The following is a 17,330-nucleotide window of genomic DNA, read 5'->3' on the forward strand; positions in this document are numbered from 1 at the left end:
GCTTGCTTGGGAGTCTTGCCGCGGTTGTTACTGCAGCGCGGACTCGATTTCCTGCATCGAAGTGTGCCGCACATCGGCACCCTTGACGATGTAGATGATGAACTCGGCGATGTTCTTCGCGTGATCGCCGATACGTTCGATGGCCTTGGCCAGGAACAGCAGGTCCAGGCTGGCCGAGATGGTGCGCGGGTCTTCCATCATGTAGGTGACCAGCTTGCGGACGAAACCGTCGAACTCCTTGTCGATCAGGTCGTCGTCCTTCAGGATCGACAGCGCCGCGGCGGTGTCGAGCCGTGCGAAGGCGTCGAGCGCCTTGCGCAGCAGGCCCGCAGCGAGGTCGGCGGCAATGCGCAGTTCGGTCGTGGGCAACTGCCGGGCTGCCCCGCTCTCGATGATCGACTTGACCATGCGAGCGATCTTGTTGGCTTCGTCGCCCACGCGCTCGAGGTTGGCGGTGGTCTTGCTGATGGCGATCAGCAGGCGCAGGTCGCGTGCGGTCGGCTGGCGGCGCGCGATGATCGACGACAGCTCGCGGTCGATGTCGATTTCCATCGCGTTGACGCGGTGCTCGGTTTCCATCACGCGGTTGGCCGCTTCGGAGTCGAACTGCAGCAGCGCGTACACGGCCTGGTTGATCTGCGATTCGACCATGCCGCCGAGCTCCATCACGCGCGACGAAACGCCGTTGAGCTCGCTGTCGAACTGGCTGGAGAGATGTTTCTCGGTCATGTTGTCTCCTTTGACTTCAACCGAAACGGCCGGTGATGTAGTCCTCGGTCTCCTTGCGCTGCGGCTTGAAGAACATCTGTTCGGTAGCGCCGAACTCGATCAGGTCACCGAGGTACATGTAGGCGGTGTAGTCGCTGCAGCGGGCGGCCTGCTGCATGTTGTGCGTCACGATGACCACCGTGTATTCGTTCTTGAGCTCGGCGATCAGTTCCTCGATCTTCGCGGTCGAGATCGGGTCGAGCGCCGAGCAGGGCTCGTCGAGCAGCAGCACTTCGGGCTTGATCGCGATGCCGCGCGCGATGCACAGACGCTGCTGCTGGCCGCCGGAGAGGCCCGAGCCGCTTTGCTGCAGCTTGTCGCGCACTTCGGTCCACAGCGCGGCCTTCTTCAGGGCCCATTCGACGCGGTCGTCCATTTCACTGGCCGAGAGGTTCTCGAACAGCTTCACGCCGAATGCGATGTTGTCGTAGATCGACATCGGGAACGGCGTGGGCTTCTGGAACACCATGCCGACCTTGGCGCGGATCAGCGCCACGTCCTGCGTCGAGGTCAGCAGGTTCTCGCCGTCGAGGGCGATGGTGCCTTCGGCGCGCTGCTCCGGATAGAGCTCGAACATGCGATTGAAGGTACGCAGCAGGGTCGACTTGCCGCAGCCCGAGGGGCCGATGAAGGCCGTGACCTTGTTCTCGGGAATTTCGAGATTGATGCCCTTGAGCGCGTGGAACTTGCCGTAGTAGAAGTTCAGGTCCTTGACCGAGATCTTCGAGCGCGACGGTTGTGCAACGGTATTTGGCATGTTGTTGTCTTCTTCCGGGTTCAATGTTTGTTGCGCGTCAGTACCCGCGCCAGGATGTTGAGGGCAAGCACGGCAATCGTGATCAGGAACACGCCGGCCCATGCCAGCTGTTGCCAGTTCTCGTACGGGCTCATCGCGAACTTGAAGATCGTGACCGGCAGGCTGGCCATCGGCTGGCTCACGTCGGCGGTCCAGAACTGGTTGTTCAGGGCAGTGAAGAGCAGCGGCGCGGTTTCGCCCGCGATGCGCGCCACGGCCAGCAGCACACCGGTGACCACACCCGCGCGGGCGGCGCGCAGCGTGATGCTGATGATGACCTTCCACTTCGGCGTACCAAGTGCGTAGGCCGCTTCACGCAGGCCTGGGGGCACCAGCTGCAGCATGTTCTCGGTAGTGCGGATCACCACCGGAATCACGATCAGCGCCAGCGCGATCGCGCCGGCCAGGCCCGAGAAGGTCTTGAAGTAGGCCACCACCACGGCATAGACGAACAGACCGATCACGATCGACGGTGCCGACAGCAGGATGTCGTTGACGAAACGCGTGACGGAGGCGAGCCAACCCTTGGGGTTGTACTCGGCCAGATAGATGCCGGCCATGATGCCGATGGGCGTGCCCACGAAGGTGGCCAGCATCACCATCACGAACGAGCCGAAGATCGCATTCGCGATACCACCCACTTCGTTTGGCGGCGGCGTCATCTGGGTGAAGGTGGCGATGGCGAGGCCGCCCACGCCCTGGCGCAGCGTTTCCCAGAGGATCCAGATCAGCCAGAACACGCCGAAGGCCATTGCGGCGAGCGACAGCGTGAGCGCGATCTTGTTGACGCGGTTGCGCGCGGCGAACTTGGCTTGGCGCGTTTCGGCCAATGCCTTGGCCACGAGAAGATTCTGAGCGGTGCTCACGACTTGGTTCCTTCGCTCTTCTTCATCTTGGCCAGCAGCACCTTGGAGAGCGACAGCACGATGAAAGTGATGAAGAACAGCACGAGGCCGAGGTACATCAACGCGGCCTGGTGCAGGCCCGCGCCGGCTTCGGCGAATTCGTTGGCGAGTGCCGAGGTGATGCTGTTTGCAGCCTCGAACACGGAAAGGGAGTTGAGCTGGTTCATGTTGCCGATCACGAACGTGACCGCCATCGTTTCACCCAGCGCCCGGCCGAGGCCGAGCATGATGCCGCCGATGACACCAGCCTTCGTGTAGGGCAGCACCACCTTGGAGACGACCTCCCAGGTGGTCGAGCCGAGGCCATACGCCGATTCCTTCAGCAGCGGCGGCGTCACCTCGAACACGTCGCGCATCACCGAGGCGATGAACGGGATGATCATGATCGCGAGGATGATGCCGGCCGACAGAATGCCGATACCCACGGGCGGACCGGACACCAGAGCGCCGAGGTACGGCACACCGGAAAGCAGCTTCTGCAACGGCTGCTGCACCCAGGTCGACAGGATCGGCCCGAACACCAGCAGGCCCCACATGCCGTACACGATGGAAGGCACAGCCGCCAGCAGCTCGATGGCCGTACCCAGCGGGCGCTTGAGCCAGCTGGGCGAAAGTTCGGTAAGGAAGAGCGCAATGCCGAAGCTCACCGGCACAGCGATCACCAGCGCGATGATCGAGGTGGCCAGCGTGCCGTAGATCATGACCAGTCCGCCGTACTCGTCCTTGACCGGGTCCCACACGCTGCTCGTGAGGAAGCCAAGGCCGTACTTCGAAATGGCGGGCCAGGCGCCAGCAACCAGCGACAGCAGGATGCCGATGAGCATCGCGAGCGTCAGCAAGGCGGCGCCCTTGGCGGCCCAGCCGAACAACCGGTCGGCCATCGGGCCGGAGCGCGGGGCCTTCACAGGCGGCGGAGGTGCGGTTGCACGACCGCGCTCGGCCGCGAGGTCGAGAGAGGTGGTGGCGGCGGGAAATGTGGATGACACGGGTCGCTCCGGCAAAGACGAAAGCGGCGCGTCCTCGAGCGGAGAATTGCTCATGGGCGCGCCGTCCTGGACTGATGGGTAGGTTTACTTGAACGCGACGGCCTTGCCCGACGAGTCCTTCACCTCACCCCATGCCTTCGCAATGGTGGCCTTCACGGCGTCGGGCATCGGCACGTAGTCGAGTTCGTCGGCCGTCTTGTCGCCGCTCTTGTAGGCCCAGTCGAAGAACTTGAGCACGGTGGTCGCGTTGGCGGGCTTGTCCTGCACCTTGTGCATCAGGATGAAGGTGGCGCCGGTGATGGGCCATGCATCCTTGCCGGCCTGGTTGGTCAGCACCTGATAGAAGCTCTTGTTCCATTCGGCGCCGGCTGCGGCGGCCTTGAATGCCGAATCGTCGGGCGACACGAAGGTGCCGGCGGCGTTCTGCATCTGGGCGTACGTCATCTTGTTCTGCTTGACGTAGGCGTATTCGACATAGCCGATCGAGTTCGGCAGGCGGTTCACGAAAGCGGCGACGCCTTCATTGCCCTTGCCGCCCGCGCCGGTGGGCCAGTTCACGGCCGTGCCTTCGCCGACCTTGGTCTTCCACTCGGCATTGACCTTGCTCAGGTAGTTGGTGAACAGGAAGCTGGTGCCCGAACCGTCGGCGCGGCGAACCGGGGCGATGGCGGCGTCGGGCAGATTCAGCGAACCGTTCAGGGCCTTGATGGCGGGGTCGTTCCACTTGGTGATCTTGCCCAGATAGATGTCGCCCAGGACCTGGCCGTTGAGCTTCAGCTCGCCGGGCTTCACGCCCTGGATGTTGACCACGGGAATCACGCCGCCGATGACGGTGGGGAATTGCATCAGGCCCTTGGCCTGGAGTTCGTCGTCCTTCAGGGGAGCGTCCGAAGCGCCGAAATCGACAGTCTTGGCCTCGATCTGCTTGATGCCGGCGCCCGAACCGACCGACTGGTAGTTGATCTTGACGCCGGTGGCCTTGTTGAAGTCGGAAGCCCACTTGGCGTACAGAGGAGCCGGGAAGCTGGCGCCGGCGCCGGTCACGTCTTGTGCGAAGGCAGGAATGGAGAACACCGCGGCCACGAGACCGGCTGTTGCAAATTTGAACGTCGTTTTCATGAAGCTTCCTTGTAGAAGTAAGAAGTAGTCCCTTCCGGGCTTGGGACGGACTCTAGAAAGCTTCTGTGACATCAATATGACACCCCTCTGTCGAGGGAAAATGCCTTTGTTTCGCTGGTGTTGCGTGTGACGCTGTCACATAACCGTCATGCGATCCGCCTAGCCTTCCAGGACTCGCCATCGCGCGATCCAGAAGGCGGCGCGCCCTGTCACAGCGCTACGATCAAACACAAAGACACCGCCCTCTTTTCAAAATCACATGCAAAACGGCACTCGCCTCGCAGCAGTCGACCTGGGGTCGAACAGTTTCCGGCTCGAAATCGGACAGGTCGACCACGGCCAGATCCACCGTACCGAATATCTCAAGGAGACGGTACGACAGGGCAACGGCCTGGACAGCGCCCGCAACCTCACGACCGAAGCCATGCAGCGCGGGTGGGACGCCCTCGCGCGTTTCGGCGAGCGCCTGGCAGGCTTCAAGCGCTCGCAGGTGCGGGCCGTGGCCACGCAAACGCTGCGCGAGGCGCGCAACCGGGAAGAATTCCTGTTGCGGGCACGCACCATTCTGGGGTTCGGCATCGACGTGATCCCAGGGCGGGAAGAAGCCCGCCTTATCTATCAGGGCGTGGCGCACATGCTGCCGCACAACGACGCGTCCGATCGCGAACGCCGGCTGGTGATCGACATCGGAGGGCGCTCAACCGAAATGATCATCGGCCGCGCCCTGGTCGCCGACCGGATGGAGTCCTACCGCGTGGGCAGCGTCGCGTGGTCCATGAAGCACTTCGGCGAAGGCCTCTTCACGCAGGGAGCCTTCCGCGCGGCTGAAGTCGCCGCCAAGGCCGTGCTCGACGACGCGCTCGGCAGCTACGCGCGCGACCAGTGGGATGTGGCCTACGGCGCCTCGGGCACGATCGGTGCGGTCGGCGACGTGCTGGCGGCCGCCGGCGGCGACCCCGGCCTGGTCACCCGAGCGGGCCTCGACTGGCTTCTCGACCGCCTGCTCAAGGCCGGAAGCGCCGACAAGCTGCGCATCGACGGCATGCGCGAAGACCGCAAGGCGGTCATCGGCGGCGGCCTGAGCGTTCTGCGTGCGGTGTTCGATCTCCTGTCCATCGACGAAATGAAGGTTGCGCAGGGCGCGCTGCGCCATGGCGTGCTCTACGAGCTGCTGGAGCGCGACGAAAGCGTCGCCGACATGCGCACCACCACCGTGGCGCGGCTGGCCGCCCGGTTCGCGGTGGATCCGGAGCAGGCCCGGCGCGTGGGCGAAACGGCCGCAGCCCTTTTCGTGCAGCTGGCACCGGCCGCGCGCGGCGGCAGCACCACCAACCGGGCCGGCCGCGCGCTGCGCAAGCTCGGATGGGCCGCGCAACTGCACGAGATCGGCGCGCTCGTATCGCACAGCGACTACCACAAGCACGGCGCCTACATCCTCGACAACACCGATGCGCCGGGTTTCGCGGTCAACGAACTCCACGCCTTGGCCCAGCTGGTGCTGGGCCAGCGCGGCAAGCTACGCAAGCTCGAGGCATCGCTGGACGACGAAACCTTCGTGATGCAGCTGCTGGCGCTGCGGCTCGCGGTGATCCTGTGCCATGCGCGGCGCGACCCCGATCCGCAGGCGCTTCATCTTGCGGCGCTCGGTGCACGCGCCTTCACCATCGCCTGCGCCCCCGATTGGGCGGAGGCATATCCGCAATCGGCGCACCTGCTGCGCGAGGAAGTGCTGGCCTGGCAGAAGACCAGCAGCTGGCGGGTCGAACTCAGCGGCTGCTGAGCCCTGCCCGCCGTTCGATCCAACCGATCAGAGCAATTCAGGCGACTGCACCGTCACCACGACGGTCTGCACGTCGCCGTCGCGCTCGCGCGTGCGGATCCACCACAGCGCCCCCTTGCGCACGGGGCAGCTGTCCTGCTTCAGGCCCAGCAGCAGCGAGATCGCCTGCCCCACCGACGGCTGGTGGCCGATCATCAACACCACCGATTTGCCATTGGGCCAGCCGGCTGCGCCGAGCAGCGCCTCGGCAGTGGTGTCCGGAGCGAGTTCCGATCGCAGCTTGTACTTGCGGCCCAGCGCCAGCGCCGTCTGTTCGCAGCGCCGCGCCGGGCTGCAGATGATGCGCGTGCCGTCCGGCAGCTGGCGGTCGAGCCATGCCGCCATCCGCTTGGCCTGCTTTTCGCCGCGCGCGGTGAGCGAGCGCTGCATGTCGTCGCACCCCTCGGTCCAGTCCTCGGCTTCGGCGTGACGCCAGAAGATCAAGTCCATGGTCATCGTCTTTCGATCTTCAGTTGCTGGATGCATCTCTGAGATGCCCTCGTGAAGCGTAGCGGTTCATGAGCGCCGCCTGCGCACCATGGGCCTCGACAGCGGGCGATGAACCCGCTTCGCCCGAATGCGTATCGTGGTCGACGCGCGTGTAGGTGCCGTCCGCGCCCAGGTCCCAGGCGTCGCGGCCATCGTGCAGATAGGCCACCAGGCATTCGTCGATCAGCCGCTGGCGCAGCCCGGGGTCCGTCACGGGCCATGCGAGCTCGACGCGCCGCATCATGTTGCGGTTCATCCAGTCGGCGCTCGACAGATACAACGATTCGTCCTCGCCGTTGCGGAAGTAGAAGACCCGCGAATGCTCCAGGAAGCGGCCGATCACCGAGCGCACCCGGATGTTGTCGGTGACGCCCGGCACCTGTGCGGGCAAAGTGCACGCGCCACGCACGATCAGATCGATCTTGACGCCCTTCTGGCCAGCGCGAACCAGCGAGGCAATGATTTCGTCATCGGTCAGCGCATTCATCTTGGCAACGATGCGCGTCGGCTGCCCGGCCGCGGCGGCCAAGCCCAAGGCATCGATCTGGGCGATGACGTTCTTGTGCAGGTCGAACGGCGCCAGCCAGATGCGGTTGAGCTTCGGCAGGCGGCTCTGGCTTGCCAGGTGCACGAAGACGGCCTCCATGTCCGCCGTCAGCAGCGGATCGGCCGTGAGGTGGCTGATGTCGGTGTAGAGCCTGGCGGTGCGCGGGTTGTAGTTGCCCGTCGAGAGATGGCCGTAGCGGCGCAACTGCTTGCCCTCGCGCCGCGTCACCAGCAGCATCTTGGCGTGGGTCTTGAGGCCGACCACGCCGTACACCACCTGCGCACCGATCGACTCGAGCATCTCGGCCCAGTTGATGTTGGCTTCTTCGTCGAAGCGAGCCTTCAGCTCCACGACCACCGTGACTTCCTTGCCGCGGCGAACGGCTTCGCGCAGCAGGTCCATCATTTCCGAGTCGGCGCCCGTGCGGTAGATGGTCTGCTTGATCGCCAGCACCTGCGGGTCTTGCACCGCCTCGCGCAGGAAGGCCAGCACGCCCTCGAAGCTCTCGAAGGGCTGGTGGATCAGCACGTCGCCGCGCTGCAGTTGCTCGAAGAACGACTGGCCGGACGACAAAGTGACGGGATAGGACGCGCGATACGGCGGAAAACGCAGTTGCGGCTCGTCGAGCAGGTCGGCCAGCTGCGTGAGCCGGGCCAGATTGACCGGACCATGCACCCGGTACAGCGCCTCGGGCGGCAGATTGAACTGGGCAAGCAGGAAACTTGCGAGCGATTCGGCACAGCTCGCCGAGACTTCGAGGCGCACGGCCTGACCGTAATGCCGGTGCTGCAGGCCCTGGCGCAGCGCAGTGCGCAAGTTCTTGACGTCTTCCTCGTCCACAGCGAGGTCGGAATGCCGCGTGACACGGAACTGCGAGAAGTCGCCCACCTCGCGCCCCGGGAACATGCTGCCCAGATGCGCACGCACCACGCTGGAAAGCGCCACGAAAAGCGTCTTGCCCTCCGACACCTTGGCCGGCATCTTGATCAGACGCGGCAGCACGCGCGGCAGCTTGACGATCTGGATCGGGTTTTCACGCCCGAAAGCATCTTTACCACCCAGCCTGACGATGAAGTTGAGCGATTTGTTCGCAACCTGCGGGAACGGATGCGCCGGATCGAGGCCGACCGGAATCAGCAGCGGGCGCACCTCGCGCTCGAAATACTCGCTGACCCATTTGCGCTGCGCCGGATTGCGCTCGCCGTGCGAAATGATGCGGATGCCGTGCGTCGCGAAGGTCGGCATCAGCTCGTCGTTGTACAGCGCGTACTGGCGTGCCACCAGCTTGTGAGCCGCCTCGGCCAGCCGCTGGAACGATTCGACTGTGTAGGTGCCCTTGTGGTCGCCGGCGCTGCCCGCAATCAGATGCGGGGCGGCGCGGACCTCGAAGAACTCGTCGAGATTCGACGAAACGATGCACAGGTAGCGCAGCCGCTCGATCAGCGGCACCTCTTTGCGGTGCGCCCAGTCGAGCACGCGCTCGTTGAACGAAAGAATGCTGTGGTCGCGGTCCAGCAATGTGAACTCGGGGGCCGCAACGTCGGGGGACGGGTTTGCGGGGGCGGGTGACATGGACACTGATTCTGAAGCAGGCGACACAGGAGGAAACACAGGCTGAAATATGACAGTGTCAGCCCCTCTTGTGACAGTTCCATGACTATTCGGTGACGCCTCAGGCCCGGCAGGTTGCTGGCCAAGGGCACCAGGTGTAGAAGCGAGCGACCCGGTTTCGGGCCGGTCGGCCGCCGGCTTCATGCGCCCAGGAAATGCTTGCGGTAACGCGCCGGCAGGTCGTCGATGCGCATCAGCATCGGCAGGTCGGCTGCGTTGAAGTCCGGGTCCCAGGCCGGCGCGCCGAGCACTTTCGCACCCAGGCGCAGGTAGCCCTTGATGAGCGCCGGGGGCTCCACGTCGAGCGTGCTGTCGAGACGCTCGACCGGTAGCGGCAGGCGCGGCTGCACCTGATATTGGATGGGTGCCATGTGCTTGGCCGAAACCTGGCGCCAGATGCTGGCGGCGGCATCGCCATTCGTGACACCGTTATGTGACATCGGAATGCTCGCGCAGCCGATCATCGTGTCCAGCTTGTTGCGGTGCATGAAGCCGGCCAGAGCGCCCCAGAGCGCGAGGATCACGCCGCCTTGACGATGATCAGGGTGCACGCAGCTGCGGCCAAGCTCGACCATGCGCTCGCGCAGGTCGCGCAGGCGGGTGAGGTCGAATTCAGTATCGCTGTAGGTGCTGCCGACCCGGCGGGCCTGGGCCGGCGTGAGCACGCGGTAGGTGCCGATGACTTGCTGGGTCAGCTCATCGCGCACCAGAAGGTGCTCACAGAAGTCGTCGAACAGGTCGATGTCGTGGCCGGCCAGCGGCGAGGAAACCCGGGCACCCATTTCACCGACGAAAACGTCGTAGCGAAGACGCTGGGCAGCGCGCACGTCGTCGACATGACGGGCCCAGCCGACTGTGATGCCTTGCTTGGACTCGACGGCCTGCGGCAGGATGACCGCCGGCGCCTGGGGCACCGACGTACGGGCGGCAACGGTGGAAGCACCGGCTGCGGGAGCGGGCCACAAGGCCGCGCGAAGCCCGATCTGCGAGAGCGGAAACGTCGGGTTGGGCAGTTCTTTCATGGGGAACCCTTTCTGCCGAGGGAGTCTCCGTACCTGCGATGAAGCGGGCATGTCAGGAACATTGCAGGCGCGTGACGCCGTTACAGCCCAAGCCACCCGTAAAACGGCTGCGAACCACTTGGGCCCGCTTCGTCGTCTAATGCGGTGGATTCGCGAAATGGAGTTCCACCCATGGTCACAACCGCCGCCAACGGCACTGACAACAGCCGCCTCCACCAGACATTCCCAGTCCTCAGTGACACCGAGATTGCGCGCATTGCGCGCTTCGGCACCGTGCAGCAGTTCGCGCGCGGCACCCGGCTGTTCACCGCAGGCGAAACAGGCCCCGGCATGTTCGTGCTGCTGAAAGGCGTCGTGGCTGTCACGCAACGCGACGGGCTCGGTCATGTGGTGCCGATCGTGCGGCAGGGGCCGGGCGAATTCCTCGCCGAGGTCGGCCAGTTGAGCGGCCGCCCTGCCCTCGTCGATGGCCACGCCGACGAGGATGTGGAAGCGCTGCTGGTGTCGCCCGCGCAGCTGCGTGCGCTGCTGGTGGCCGAGGCCGACCTCGGCGAGCGCATCACCCGCGCGCTGATCCTGCGGCGAGTGGCGCTGATCGAATCCGGCGCCAGCGGGCCGGTTCTCATCGGCCAGCCTCAGTCGCCCGACATGGCGCGGCTTGAAAACTTCCTGCGCCGCAACGGCTATCCATATCACCTGGTCGACGCTGCCCAGGACCCCGACGCCGCTGCGCTGCTTGCCCAGTACGGCGCCTGCAAGCTGCTGGCGGTATGCCCGGACGGCTCGGTGCTGGTCAACCCGAGCGACGATGCGCTGGCACGCTGCCTCGGCATGGTCGACACGGCCGAGCGCAAGGAGCTGTACGACGTGGCCGTCGTCGGTGCCGGGCCCGCCGGGCTGGCGACGGCGGTATACGCGGCCTCCGAAGGGCTGCGCGTGATCGTGCTCGACTGCCGCGCGTTCGGCGGCCAGGCCGGTGCCAGCGCGCGCATCGAGAACTACCTGGGCTTTCCAACCGGCATCTCCGGACAGGCGCTGGCGGGCCGCGCGTTCGTGCAGGCTCAGAAATTCGGCGTGGAGATGCTGATCCCGGCCAAGGTCGTGTCGCTCGACTGCTCGCGCGAGAACGCGCTCGAGAGCCTGGCCGTCGCGCTGGCCGATGGCCGCACGATCCATGCGCGTACGGTGGTCATCGCCAGTGGCGCTCGCTACCGCCGCCCTGATGTTCCGAGGCTTGCCGAATTCGAAGGCCGAGGCGTCTGGTATTGGGCCTCGGCGATCGAGGCGAAGATCTGCGCGCACCAAGAGGTCGCCCTGGTCGGCGGCGGCAACTCGGCCGGCCAGGCCGCAGTGTTCCTGTCGCGCCATGCGGCCAAGGTCAACGTGCTGGTGCGTGGGCCGTCGCTCGCCGCCAGCATGTCGCGCTACCTGATCGACCGGATCGAGGCCACGCCCAATATCTCGCTGCAGCCGCACACCGAGCTCGTTCGTCTGCATGGCGGCTCCGACGAAGGCCTCACGGGCGCGACATGGCGCTGTCACACCTCCGGCAACGAGCATGACTGCGCTGCGCGCAACATCTTTCTCTTCGTCGGCGCGGAGCCGGAAACCTCATGGCTCGAAGGCTGTGGCGTGGCGGTCGACAAGCATGGCTTCGTGCTGACCGGGGACGCCGCCAGCCGCGGCTTTCCAGCGCGGCCGTCCGCGACGCTCGAATCGAGCGTGCCGGGCGTGTTCGCCGTCGGCGACGTGCGCTCGGGATCGGTCAAGCGCGTAGGCGGCGCCATCGGCGAAGGCGCGGCCGCGGTCGCGCTGATTCACCAGCACCTGTCGCAGGCCTCGGCCGTGGCCTGAACGGCGCATCAGCTCAAACCAGAAGGAGTCCGAAGTTGCCCATCAAACCCTGTGAGCACGTGCCTGCCGAAATCGCCCAGCCCCACGCCCAGCAACAGCGCGGCTGCGAAGACTGCCTGAAGACCGGCGACACCTGGGTCCACCTGCGCCTGTGCGTGCATTGCGGGCACATCGGCTGCTGCGATTCTTCGAAGAACCGTCATGCGACGCGGCACTCGCACGCCGAAGGCCACCCCGTCATCCGGTCGCTCGAACCCGGCGAGAGCTGGATGTGGTGCAACGTACACGAGAAGCAAGTCGGCTGAGATTTCGCTGAATTTCGCCAGCCAGACCGCGAATTCCCGCGCCAGCACGCGTTTGAATTCGCACGTATATGCTGCCGGGCTCGCATCAAACACATCCCATCACCGGAGTGCCAGACAACATGCCCGCATCGCCCATCGAGGTCTATTCATGGCCCACGCCGAATGGCCACAAGATTCACATCATGCTGGAGGAGTGCGGGCTGCCCTATCACGCGCACCCTGTGAACATCGGCAAGGGCGACCAGTTCGCGCCTGACTTCCTGCAGATCAGCCCCAACAACAAGATCCCCGCCATCACCGACCCCGATGGTCCGGACGGCAAGCCGATCTCGCTCTTCGAATCGGGCGCCATCCTCGTCTATCTCGCGGGCAAGACCGGCAAGTTCCTGCCCACCGGCGACCGCGAGCGCTACGACGTGCTGCAGTGGCTGATGTTCCAGATGGGCGGCGTAGGCCCCATGCTTGGCCAGGCGCACCACTTCCGGCTGTACGCGCCCGAGAAGATCGCCTATGCCATCGACCGCTACAGCAACGAAGCCAAGCGCCTCTACGGCGTGATCGACAAGCAGCTGTCGAAGAACAAGTTCATCGCCGGCAAGAGCTACTCGATCGCCGACATCGCCATCTTTCCGTGGCTGCGCAGCTGGGAAAACCAGGGCATCACCCTCACCGACTTCCCCCATCTGAAGGACTGGTTCGACGGCATCGCCGCGCGGCCGGCCGTGCAGCGCGGCGTGAAAGTGCTGGCCGATCTGCGCCAGCCGATCACCGGCGACAAGGAGCGGGAGATTCTTTTCGGCAAGACTCAGTACGAGAAACGCTGAAGGCCCTTTTATCCGGGCTAGAATAGAAGGCTTGTCGGGGTGTAGCGCAGCCTGGTAGCGCATCTGGTTTGGGACCAGAGGGTCGAAGGTTCGAATCCTTTCGCCCCGACCACAAAAATCGAAAGGCACACAGTCACTTGCGGGCTGTGTGCTTTTTCGTTTGGTCTCATGGCGCTCACGTTGGAACTGCTCTCGCACGACGATTCCTGATTCGGAACTCGGTAGAATCCGCCGCTGTTGCTTCAGAGCAGCAATCGCGCTCAAGTCATTGATTTTCCTGGCGTCTCTTCAGCCCGGAATCTGCCCGTAGCTCAGTTGGATAGAGCACCTGCCTTCTAAGCAGGTTGTCGGGGGTTCGATCCCCTCCGGGCAGGCCAATAGTGCACTTCACGAAGCCCCGCAAGTGGGACTTCTCCTCGCTTTCTGACGTCGCTCCGTTAGCTCCGTTAGTCCTGGGCTTCATCGGTCCGACGCGGTCCCGGGTTGGATTGCACCCTCCTGGGCGACGAGGATGAGTTGAACTCTTCGCCTTCATCCCCTTCCGGCAGGCATTTTTCGACGCTTCCTTGCCAGTGGCCTGGCGGGTCAGCAATTCAATGCGCACGGACTTCGTGCTCGATGCCTTGGAGCAAGCGATGTACGACCGTCAACCCGAGCGCGATGGCAGCTTGATTTGCCACTCGGATCGACTATGTCGGCAGCGTTGTCAGGCCTTCTTCGCCCAGGCGCTGCACCAGCCCTTCGCGCTGACCTGCTCGCCCGCGAACAAGGCGCAGTTGCCCTGCGCATCCGCCGGCTTCGATTGCCAGAGCGCGCAGCCGTTGCAAAGCTGGGCGTTGTCATGCTTGGGAAACTTCTTCGCGTCGGCCTTGGCCGAATCGGCGACGTATCCCAGGGCTGCGGCCTGAGGGTCTTTTTCATCGAGGCGGGCCTGCGCGAACGAGCGCGTGACACAGGCACCGGCCCCGGTAGCGGCGAGGGTCAGCATGAAGATGCGGCGGTTGGATTTCATCGTGGTTCTTTCATCGTGTACGAGACATGCGCCAGGCCGTCCAGCGCGGCATTGCGCTCGTTCAGCCCCGCCAGCACGAGGACGCCCGTGGCCAGCAGCGATGCGATGCAGAACCCGACGACTTGCAGGGCTGCGTTCGATGCGACGTTCATGGGGCGACCTCGTGATGGTTTTGCGGAAACGGCCTGCGGTCATTCTTGGGCGGCCGGCTGCGCGCGGGTTTGCGCAGGATCAACTGCGCGAAAGCCGTGCGGCCCGGGCGCAACATCGACCGCCCCCACTTCGTAGAGCAACTGCCCGTGTATGCCCGCCAGCGACAACGCCTGCGTCAGCACCGCGACGAGGCTGGGCGCGCAGAACTGCGGCAACTGCTCGAAGCTGGCCCAGCGGAACGCGTCCATCTCGGGACGCCGCCGTCCATGGCGGTCGGTGTAGAAGCTGGAGCACACGCAGCTCTTCGCCTCGAAGTGCCGCACCAGCACCGCGAAGAGCCGGAGATCCTTGCCCTTGCGATAGGGGAAGAGCCCCAGTTCCCGCAGTTGCTCCGGTGGCAGCCGGAGACCGCATTCCTCGGCCGCCTCGCGCGCAGCCGCCTGCGCGCCCTGCTCCGGCCCTTCGGCGGCGCCCTTGGGAATGTCCCAGTAGCGGCTGTCGCTCGCGTGGCACAGCAGCAACTGCCCTGCCGTATCGAACACCAGAACGCCGCAGCTGGTCGTCTTTTCCATCGCGAAAGCCTCAGGGAACAGGCGCGGCCGCCTCGCCGGCGTGCCGCGCCACCGGAGCGCGCGCGGCGCTGCGCGGGAGGATGGGCACATAGCTGCGAGCCGAGCCGCGCATGACGAGCAGCGCGACCGTGTCGCTCTCCGCGACGGAGCGGATCGCCGCGTCGAAGTCCGCCAGGCTGGCCACCTCCACGTCGTTGACCGCGATCAGCATGTCGCCGTATCGCAGCCCCGCCATCTGGGCCGAGCCGGAGACCGATTGCACGTAGAGGCCCGGAGACGGCAGGCTGATGCCCAGCACGCCCTTGCGCTCGGTGAGTTCCAGCCCGAAGCGGGTTTCCTGCTGCGCGGCGGCGCGCGCGGCCGGACGGGGCGAGGCATCGGGCGGGTTCTCGACCACGCTGACCTGCACCGTCAATGGCGCCTTGTGGCGCCAGATCTTCAGCGCGATCCGGCTGCCCGTGCGGGCCGCGGCCACGCGGTTCTGTATGTCGGCGTAGCTCATCGCGGTGTCGCCACCGACGGCCAGCACCACGTCGCCGCTGCGAAGCCCTGCCTCCGCGGCCGGGCTGTCCGGGTCGACCCGCACGATCAGCGCTCCCTGCGTGGACGCAAGGCCGAAGGCCGGCGCCAGCTCGGCCGTCAGGGGCTGCGTGCGGGCGCCGATGTGCCCCCGCCTCACGTGCCCGGTCGCGCGGAGTTCGTCCGCCACACGCATCGCGGTATCGATGGGCAGGCTGAACGACATGCCGAAATATCCGCCGCCGGGCGAATAGATCATCGAGTTCATTCCCACCACCTCGCCGCGCTCGTCGAACAGCGGACCGCCCGAGTTGCCCGGGTTGAGCGCCACGTCGCTCTGGATCAGCGGAACGCCGCTTCCTCCAGGCATGTAGCGCGGATTGGCGCTCACCACGCCGGCGGTCACGCTGCGCTCGAAGCCGAACGGGGCGCCCATGGCGGCAACGCGCTCGCCGGGGCACAGCTCGCTGCCGCGGCGCGGAACGACGACCGGCAGGCCGGAAGCCGCGACCTTCAGCAGCGCGACATCGCTGAGGCGGTCGACGCCCACCACTTCGGCGTCGAAACGGCGCTGGTCGGCGATGAGGATGGAGATCGCCCGGGCGCCGGTCACCGCATGGGCGCTGGTCAGGATGTATCCGTCGCCGCCGATGATGAAGCCCGAGGCGAAGCCGCGCGCCCACGTCCGATCCCATGGCATGGAGGGTCGCATGTCGCCGATGGCGGGCCGGTCGCCGCTGCCTTCCGTGACCATGATGCTCACCACCGCGGGCGACTGCCGCGCGGCGGCAGCCGCGAAGTCGACGGCCTGCGATGCCGGAGGGCTGCGCTCCAGGCAGGAGCGCGCCTGTGGCCACGCATTCGTTCCGCCCGCGAGCGCGAACGCACCGAGGGCCAGTGCGGCCAGGCCTCGCGCGAAGGCGGCTGCTTTCATCAGCGCACCAGCAGGACCGGCACCGTGCACGCGGCCAGCACCTTGTTGGCCACCGAGCCCAGCACCAGGTTCGTCAGGGCGCCGTGGCCCCTCGAGCCCATGATCACCAGGTCGAACTGCCCCTTCTGCGCGAACGCGGCTATCTCCTCGGCGGGATGGCCGATGCGGTGTTCGAAGCGCGCCTCGATGCCGTTCCTGGCGAGCAGGCTGCGCACCGGTTCGAGCACCATCCGCGCATCGTCCTCGTAGTAGCCGTGCACGATCTCCGGTCCCGCGAAAGCCGCGGCGCGATGCGGCACGGGCAGCACCACGTGGAAGACGGTGAAGTCGTGGCCCGCGCCCGACCATTCCTTGTGCGCGGTCAGGTAGGACAGCATGCGGTCCGTGTAGTCGCTGCCGTCGACGGCAAGCAGGATTTTCATGATGGTTCCTTCAGCCGGGGCACATCCCCGATGCAAGGATGGTCGCCGCGCGCACCGCGCCTGCCCTTGATGCAGCGCAAGGCATCAGGCCCGCCCGCTGCCTACATTGGGCTTCCATGAACGCAGCAGAGGCAAGCATGAACAACGTCCTGGTGATCGTCTATTCCTACACGGGCACTTCCCGCCGCGTCGCGGAGTTGCTGTGCAGCCAGCAGAACTGGCAGCTCGCGAACATCACCGAGACGCGGCCTCGCGCGGGCGGCTTGGGCAGCCTGCGCTGCGTGATCGACTCCCTGCTGCGCCGCGAGCCAGCCATCCGCTACGACGGCCCGCCGCCGGGCGACTTCGACGCCGTGGTGCTGGTATCGCCGATCTGGCTGCTGCAGCTCGCCGGCCCCATGCGCAGCTTCGTCGCGCGCCAGCGCGCCAGGCTTCCCGACGTCGCCGTGCTCTCGGTGATGGGCGGACAGGGAGCGCCGAACGCGGCCGCCGAGATCGGCAGGATCCTCGGCCGCGCGCCGATCCTGAGTTCATCCGTCACGATGCGCGAAGTGGACGACGGCAGCTGCGCGGCCCGGCTGCAGGCCTTCGGCAACGCCGTGCGCGAAGTCGAGAGTTCACACGCCGTGGTTCGCCCGGTCACGCTGTCGCCGCAATCGAGCTGAAGCCCCGG

18 protein-coding genes and 2 tRNA genes are annotated in these 17,330 nt (G+C 65.7%); 7 read left to right on the forward strand and 13 right to left on the reverse strand.

Annotated elements, in window-relative coordinates:
• Nucleotides 1-27 precede the first annotated feature (27 nt).
• Genes phoU through pstS form a run of 5 tightly spaced genes read right to left on the reverse strand, consistent with a single transcriptional unit; the run spans nucleotide 28 to nucleotide 4,574 of the window.
• Nucleotides 28-729, reverse strand: coding sequence for a phosphate signaling complex protein PhoU (gene phoU / locus AC1VNX_RS19345; protein ID WP_126019038.1), 702 nt, complete (start codon nucleotides 727-729; stop codon nucleotides 28-30).
• 16 nt (nucleotides 730-745) lie between these two features.
• Nucleotides 746-1,525, reverse strand: a complete 780-nt coding sequence (gene pstB, locus AC1VNX_RS19350; protein WP_483158479.1) for a phosphate ABC transporter ATP-binding protein PstB — start codon at nucleotides 1,523-1,525, stop codon at nucleotides 746-748.
• A gap of 20 nt (nucleotides 1,526-1,545) precedes the next feature.
• Entirely contained in the window at nucleotides 1,546-2,430 is an 885-nt protein-coding gene (gene pstA / locus AC1VNX_RS19355; RefSeq protein WP_483158481.1) for a phosphate ABC transporter permease PstA, read from the reverse strand.
• Nucleotides 2,427-3,509, reverse strand: a complete 1,083-nt coding sequence (gene pstC, locus AC1VNX_RS19360; RefSeq protein ID WP_483158483.1) for a phosphate ABC transporter permease subunit PstC — start codon at nucleotides 3,507-3,509, stop codon at nucleotides 2,427-2,429. Before pstC ends, pstA begins: the two co-directional genes overlap by 4 nt.
• Before the next feature lie 30 nt (nucleotides 3,510-3,539).
• Nucleotides 3,540-4,574, reverse strand: a complete 1,035-nt coding sequence (gene pstS, locus AC1VNX_RS19365) for a phosphate ABC transporter substrate-binding protein PstS (protein ID WP_483158485.1) — start codon at nucleotides 4,572-4,574, stop codon at nucleotides 3,540-3,542.
• 259 nt (nucleotides 4,575-4,833) lie between these two features.
• Between pstS and AC1VNX_RS19370 the strand changes: the two genes are divergently transcribed.
• Nucleotides 4,834-6,354 (forward strand): Ppx/GppA phosphatase family protein, encoded by a 1,521-nt coding sequence (locus AC1VNX_RS19370; RefSeq protein ID WP_483158487.1) that lies wholly within the window; start codon nucleotides 4,834-4,836, stop codon nucleotides 6,352-6,354.
• 27 nt (nucleotides 6,355-6,381) lie between these two features.
• Here AC1VNX_RS19370 and AC1VNX_RS19375 read toward each other — a convergent pair whose 3' ends face one another.
• Genes AC1VNX_RS19375 through AC1VNX_RS19385 form a run of 3 tightly spaced genes read right to left on the reverse strand, consistent with a single transcriptional unit; the run spans nucleotide 6,382 to nucleotide 10,062 of the window.
• On the reverse strand, nucleotides 6,382-6,843 hold the full coding sequence (locus tag AC1VNX_RS19375; protein ID WP_171022539.1) for a SixA phosphatase family protein: 462 nt from the start codon (nucleotides 6,841-6,843) through the stop codon (nucleotides 6,382-6,384).
• A gap of 19 nt (nucleotides 6,844-6,862) precedes the next feature.
• Nucleotides 6,863-9,184, reverse strand: coding sequence for a polyphosphate kinase 1 (gene ppk1, locus AC1VNX_RS19380; protein ID WP_483158489.1), 2,322 nt, complete (start codon nucleotides 9,182-9,184; stop codon nucleotides 6,863-6,865).
• Complete coding sequence (locus AC1VNX_RS19385) at nucleotides 9,181-10,062, reverse strand: GNAT family N-acetyltransferase (RefSeq protein ID WP_483158491.1); 882 nt, start codon at nucleotides 10,060-10,062, stop codon at nucleotides 9,181-9,183. Before AC1VNX_RS19385 ends, ppk1 begins: the two co-directional genes overlap by 4 nt.
• A 171-nt stretch (nucleotides 10,063-10,233) precedes the next feature.
• Here AC1VNX_RS19385 and AC1VNX_RS19390 point away from each other — a divergent pair, with 171 nt between their 5' ends.
• The 5 genes from AC1VNX_RS19390 to AC1VNX_RS19410 all read left to right on the forward strand — a co-directional run bounded on the left by AC1VNX_RS19390 (nucleotide 10,234) and on the right by AC1VNX_RS19410 (nucleotide 13,422).
• Nucleotides 10,234-11,916, forward strand: coding sequence for an FAD-dependent oxidoreductase (locus AC1VNX_RS19390; protein ID WP_483158493.1), 1,683 nt, complete (start codon nucleotides 10,234-10,236; stop codon nucleotides 11,914-11,916).
• A gap of 35 nt (nucleotides 11,917-11,951) precedes the next feature.
• Nucleotides 11,952-12,221: a UBP-type zinc finger domain-containing protein gene (locus AC1VNX_RS19395; RefSeq protein ID WP_483158495.1), complete on the forward strand. Its 270-nt coding sequence runs from the start codon at nucleotides 11,952-11,954 to the stop codon at nucleotides 12,219-12,221.
• Between the two features lie 119 nt (nucleotides 12,222-12,340).
• Complete coding sequence (locus tag AC1VNX_RS19400; protein ID WP_483158497.1) at nucleotides 12,341-13,045, forward strand: glutathione binding-like protein; 705 nt, start codon at nucleotides 12,341-12,343, stop codon at nucleotides 13,043-13,045.
• A gap of 35 nt (nucleotides 13,046-13,080) precedes the next feature.
• A tRNA-Pro gene (locus AC1VNX_RS19405) sits at nucleotides 13,081-13,157 on the forward strand.
• Between the two features lie 188 nt (nucleotides 13,158-13,345).
• A tRNA-Arg gene (locus AC1VNX_RS19410) sits at nucleotides 13,346-13,422 on the forward strand.
• 329 nt (nucleotides 13,423-13,751) lie between these two features.
• Here the strand turns inward: AC1VNX_RS19410 and AC1VNX_RS19415 are convergent.
• From AC1VNX_RS19415 to AC1VNX_RS19435, 5 genes are read right to left on the reverse strand one after another with little or no spacing between them, the layout of a single operon-like run.
• A complete protein-coding gene (locus AC1VNX_RS19415) occupies nucleotides 13,752-14,033 on the reverse strand; it encodes a high-potential iron-sulfur protein (protein WP_483161984.1) in 282 nt (93 codons plus the stop codon).
• 20 nt (nucleotides 14,034-14,053) lie between these two features.
• Nucleotides 14,054-14,209 carry a hypothetical protein gene (locus AC1VNX_RS19420; RefSeq protein WP_483158499.1) on the reverse strand — a complete coding sequence of 52 codons (156 nt, stop codon included), beginning with the start codon at nucleotides 14,207-14,209 and terminating at the stop codon, nucleotides 14,054-14,056.
• A 39-nt stretch (nucleotides 14,210-14,248) separates the two neighbouring features.
• Nucleotides 14,249-14,782, reverse strand: coding sequence for an NUDIX domain-containing protein (locus tag AC1VNX_RS19425; protein ID WP_483158501.1), 534 nt, complete (start codon nucleotides 14,780-14,782; stop codon nucleotides 14,249-14,251).
• Between the two features lie 10 nt (nucleotides 14,783-14,792).
• The gene (locus AC1VNX_RS19430) at nucleotides 14,793-16,235 is read right to left on the reverse strand and encodes a trypsin-like peptidase domain-containing protein (RefSeq protein WP_483158503.1); all 1,443 of its coding nucleotides are present in this window, start codon (nucleotides 16,233-16,235) and stop codon (nucleotides 14,793-14,795) included.
• Complete coding sequence (locus AC1VNX_RS19435; RefSeq protein WP_483158505.1) at nucleotides 16,235-16,657, reverse strand: universal stress protein; 423 nt, start codon at nucleotides 16,655-16,657, stop codon at nucleotides 16,235-16,237. Before AC1VNX_RS19435 ends, AC1VNX_RS19430 begins: the two co-directional genes overlap by 1 nt.
• A 137-nt stretch (nucleotides 16,658-16,794) precedes the next feature.
• Here AC1VNX_RS19435 and AC1VNX_RS19440 point away from each other — a divergent pair, with 137 nt between their 5' ends.
• Entirely contained in the window at nucleotides 16,795-17,322 is a 528-nt protein-coding gene (locus tag AC1VNX_RS19440) for a flavodoxin family protein (protein WP_483158507.1), read from the forward strand.
• Nucleotides 17,323-17,330: the final 8 nt, after the last annotated feature.

The organism is Variovorax sp. TLI9-5A (assembly GCF_056867935.1).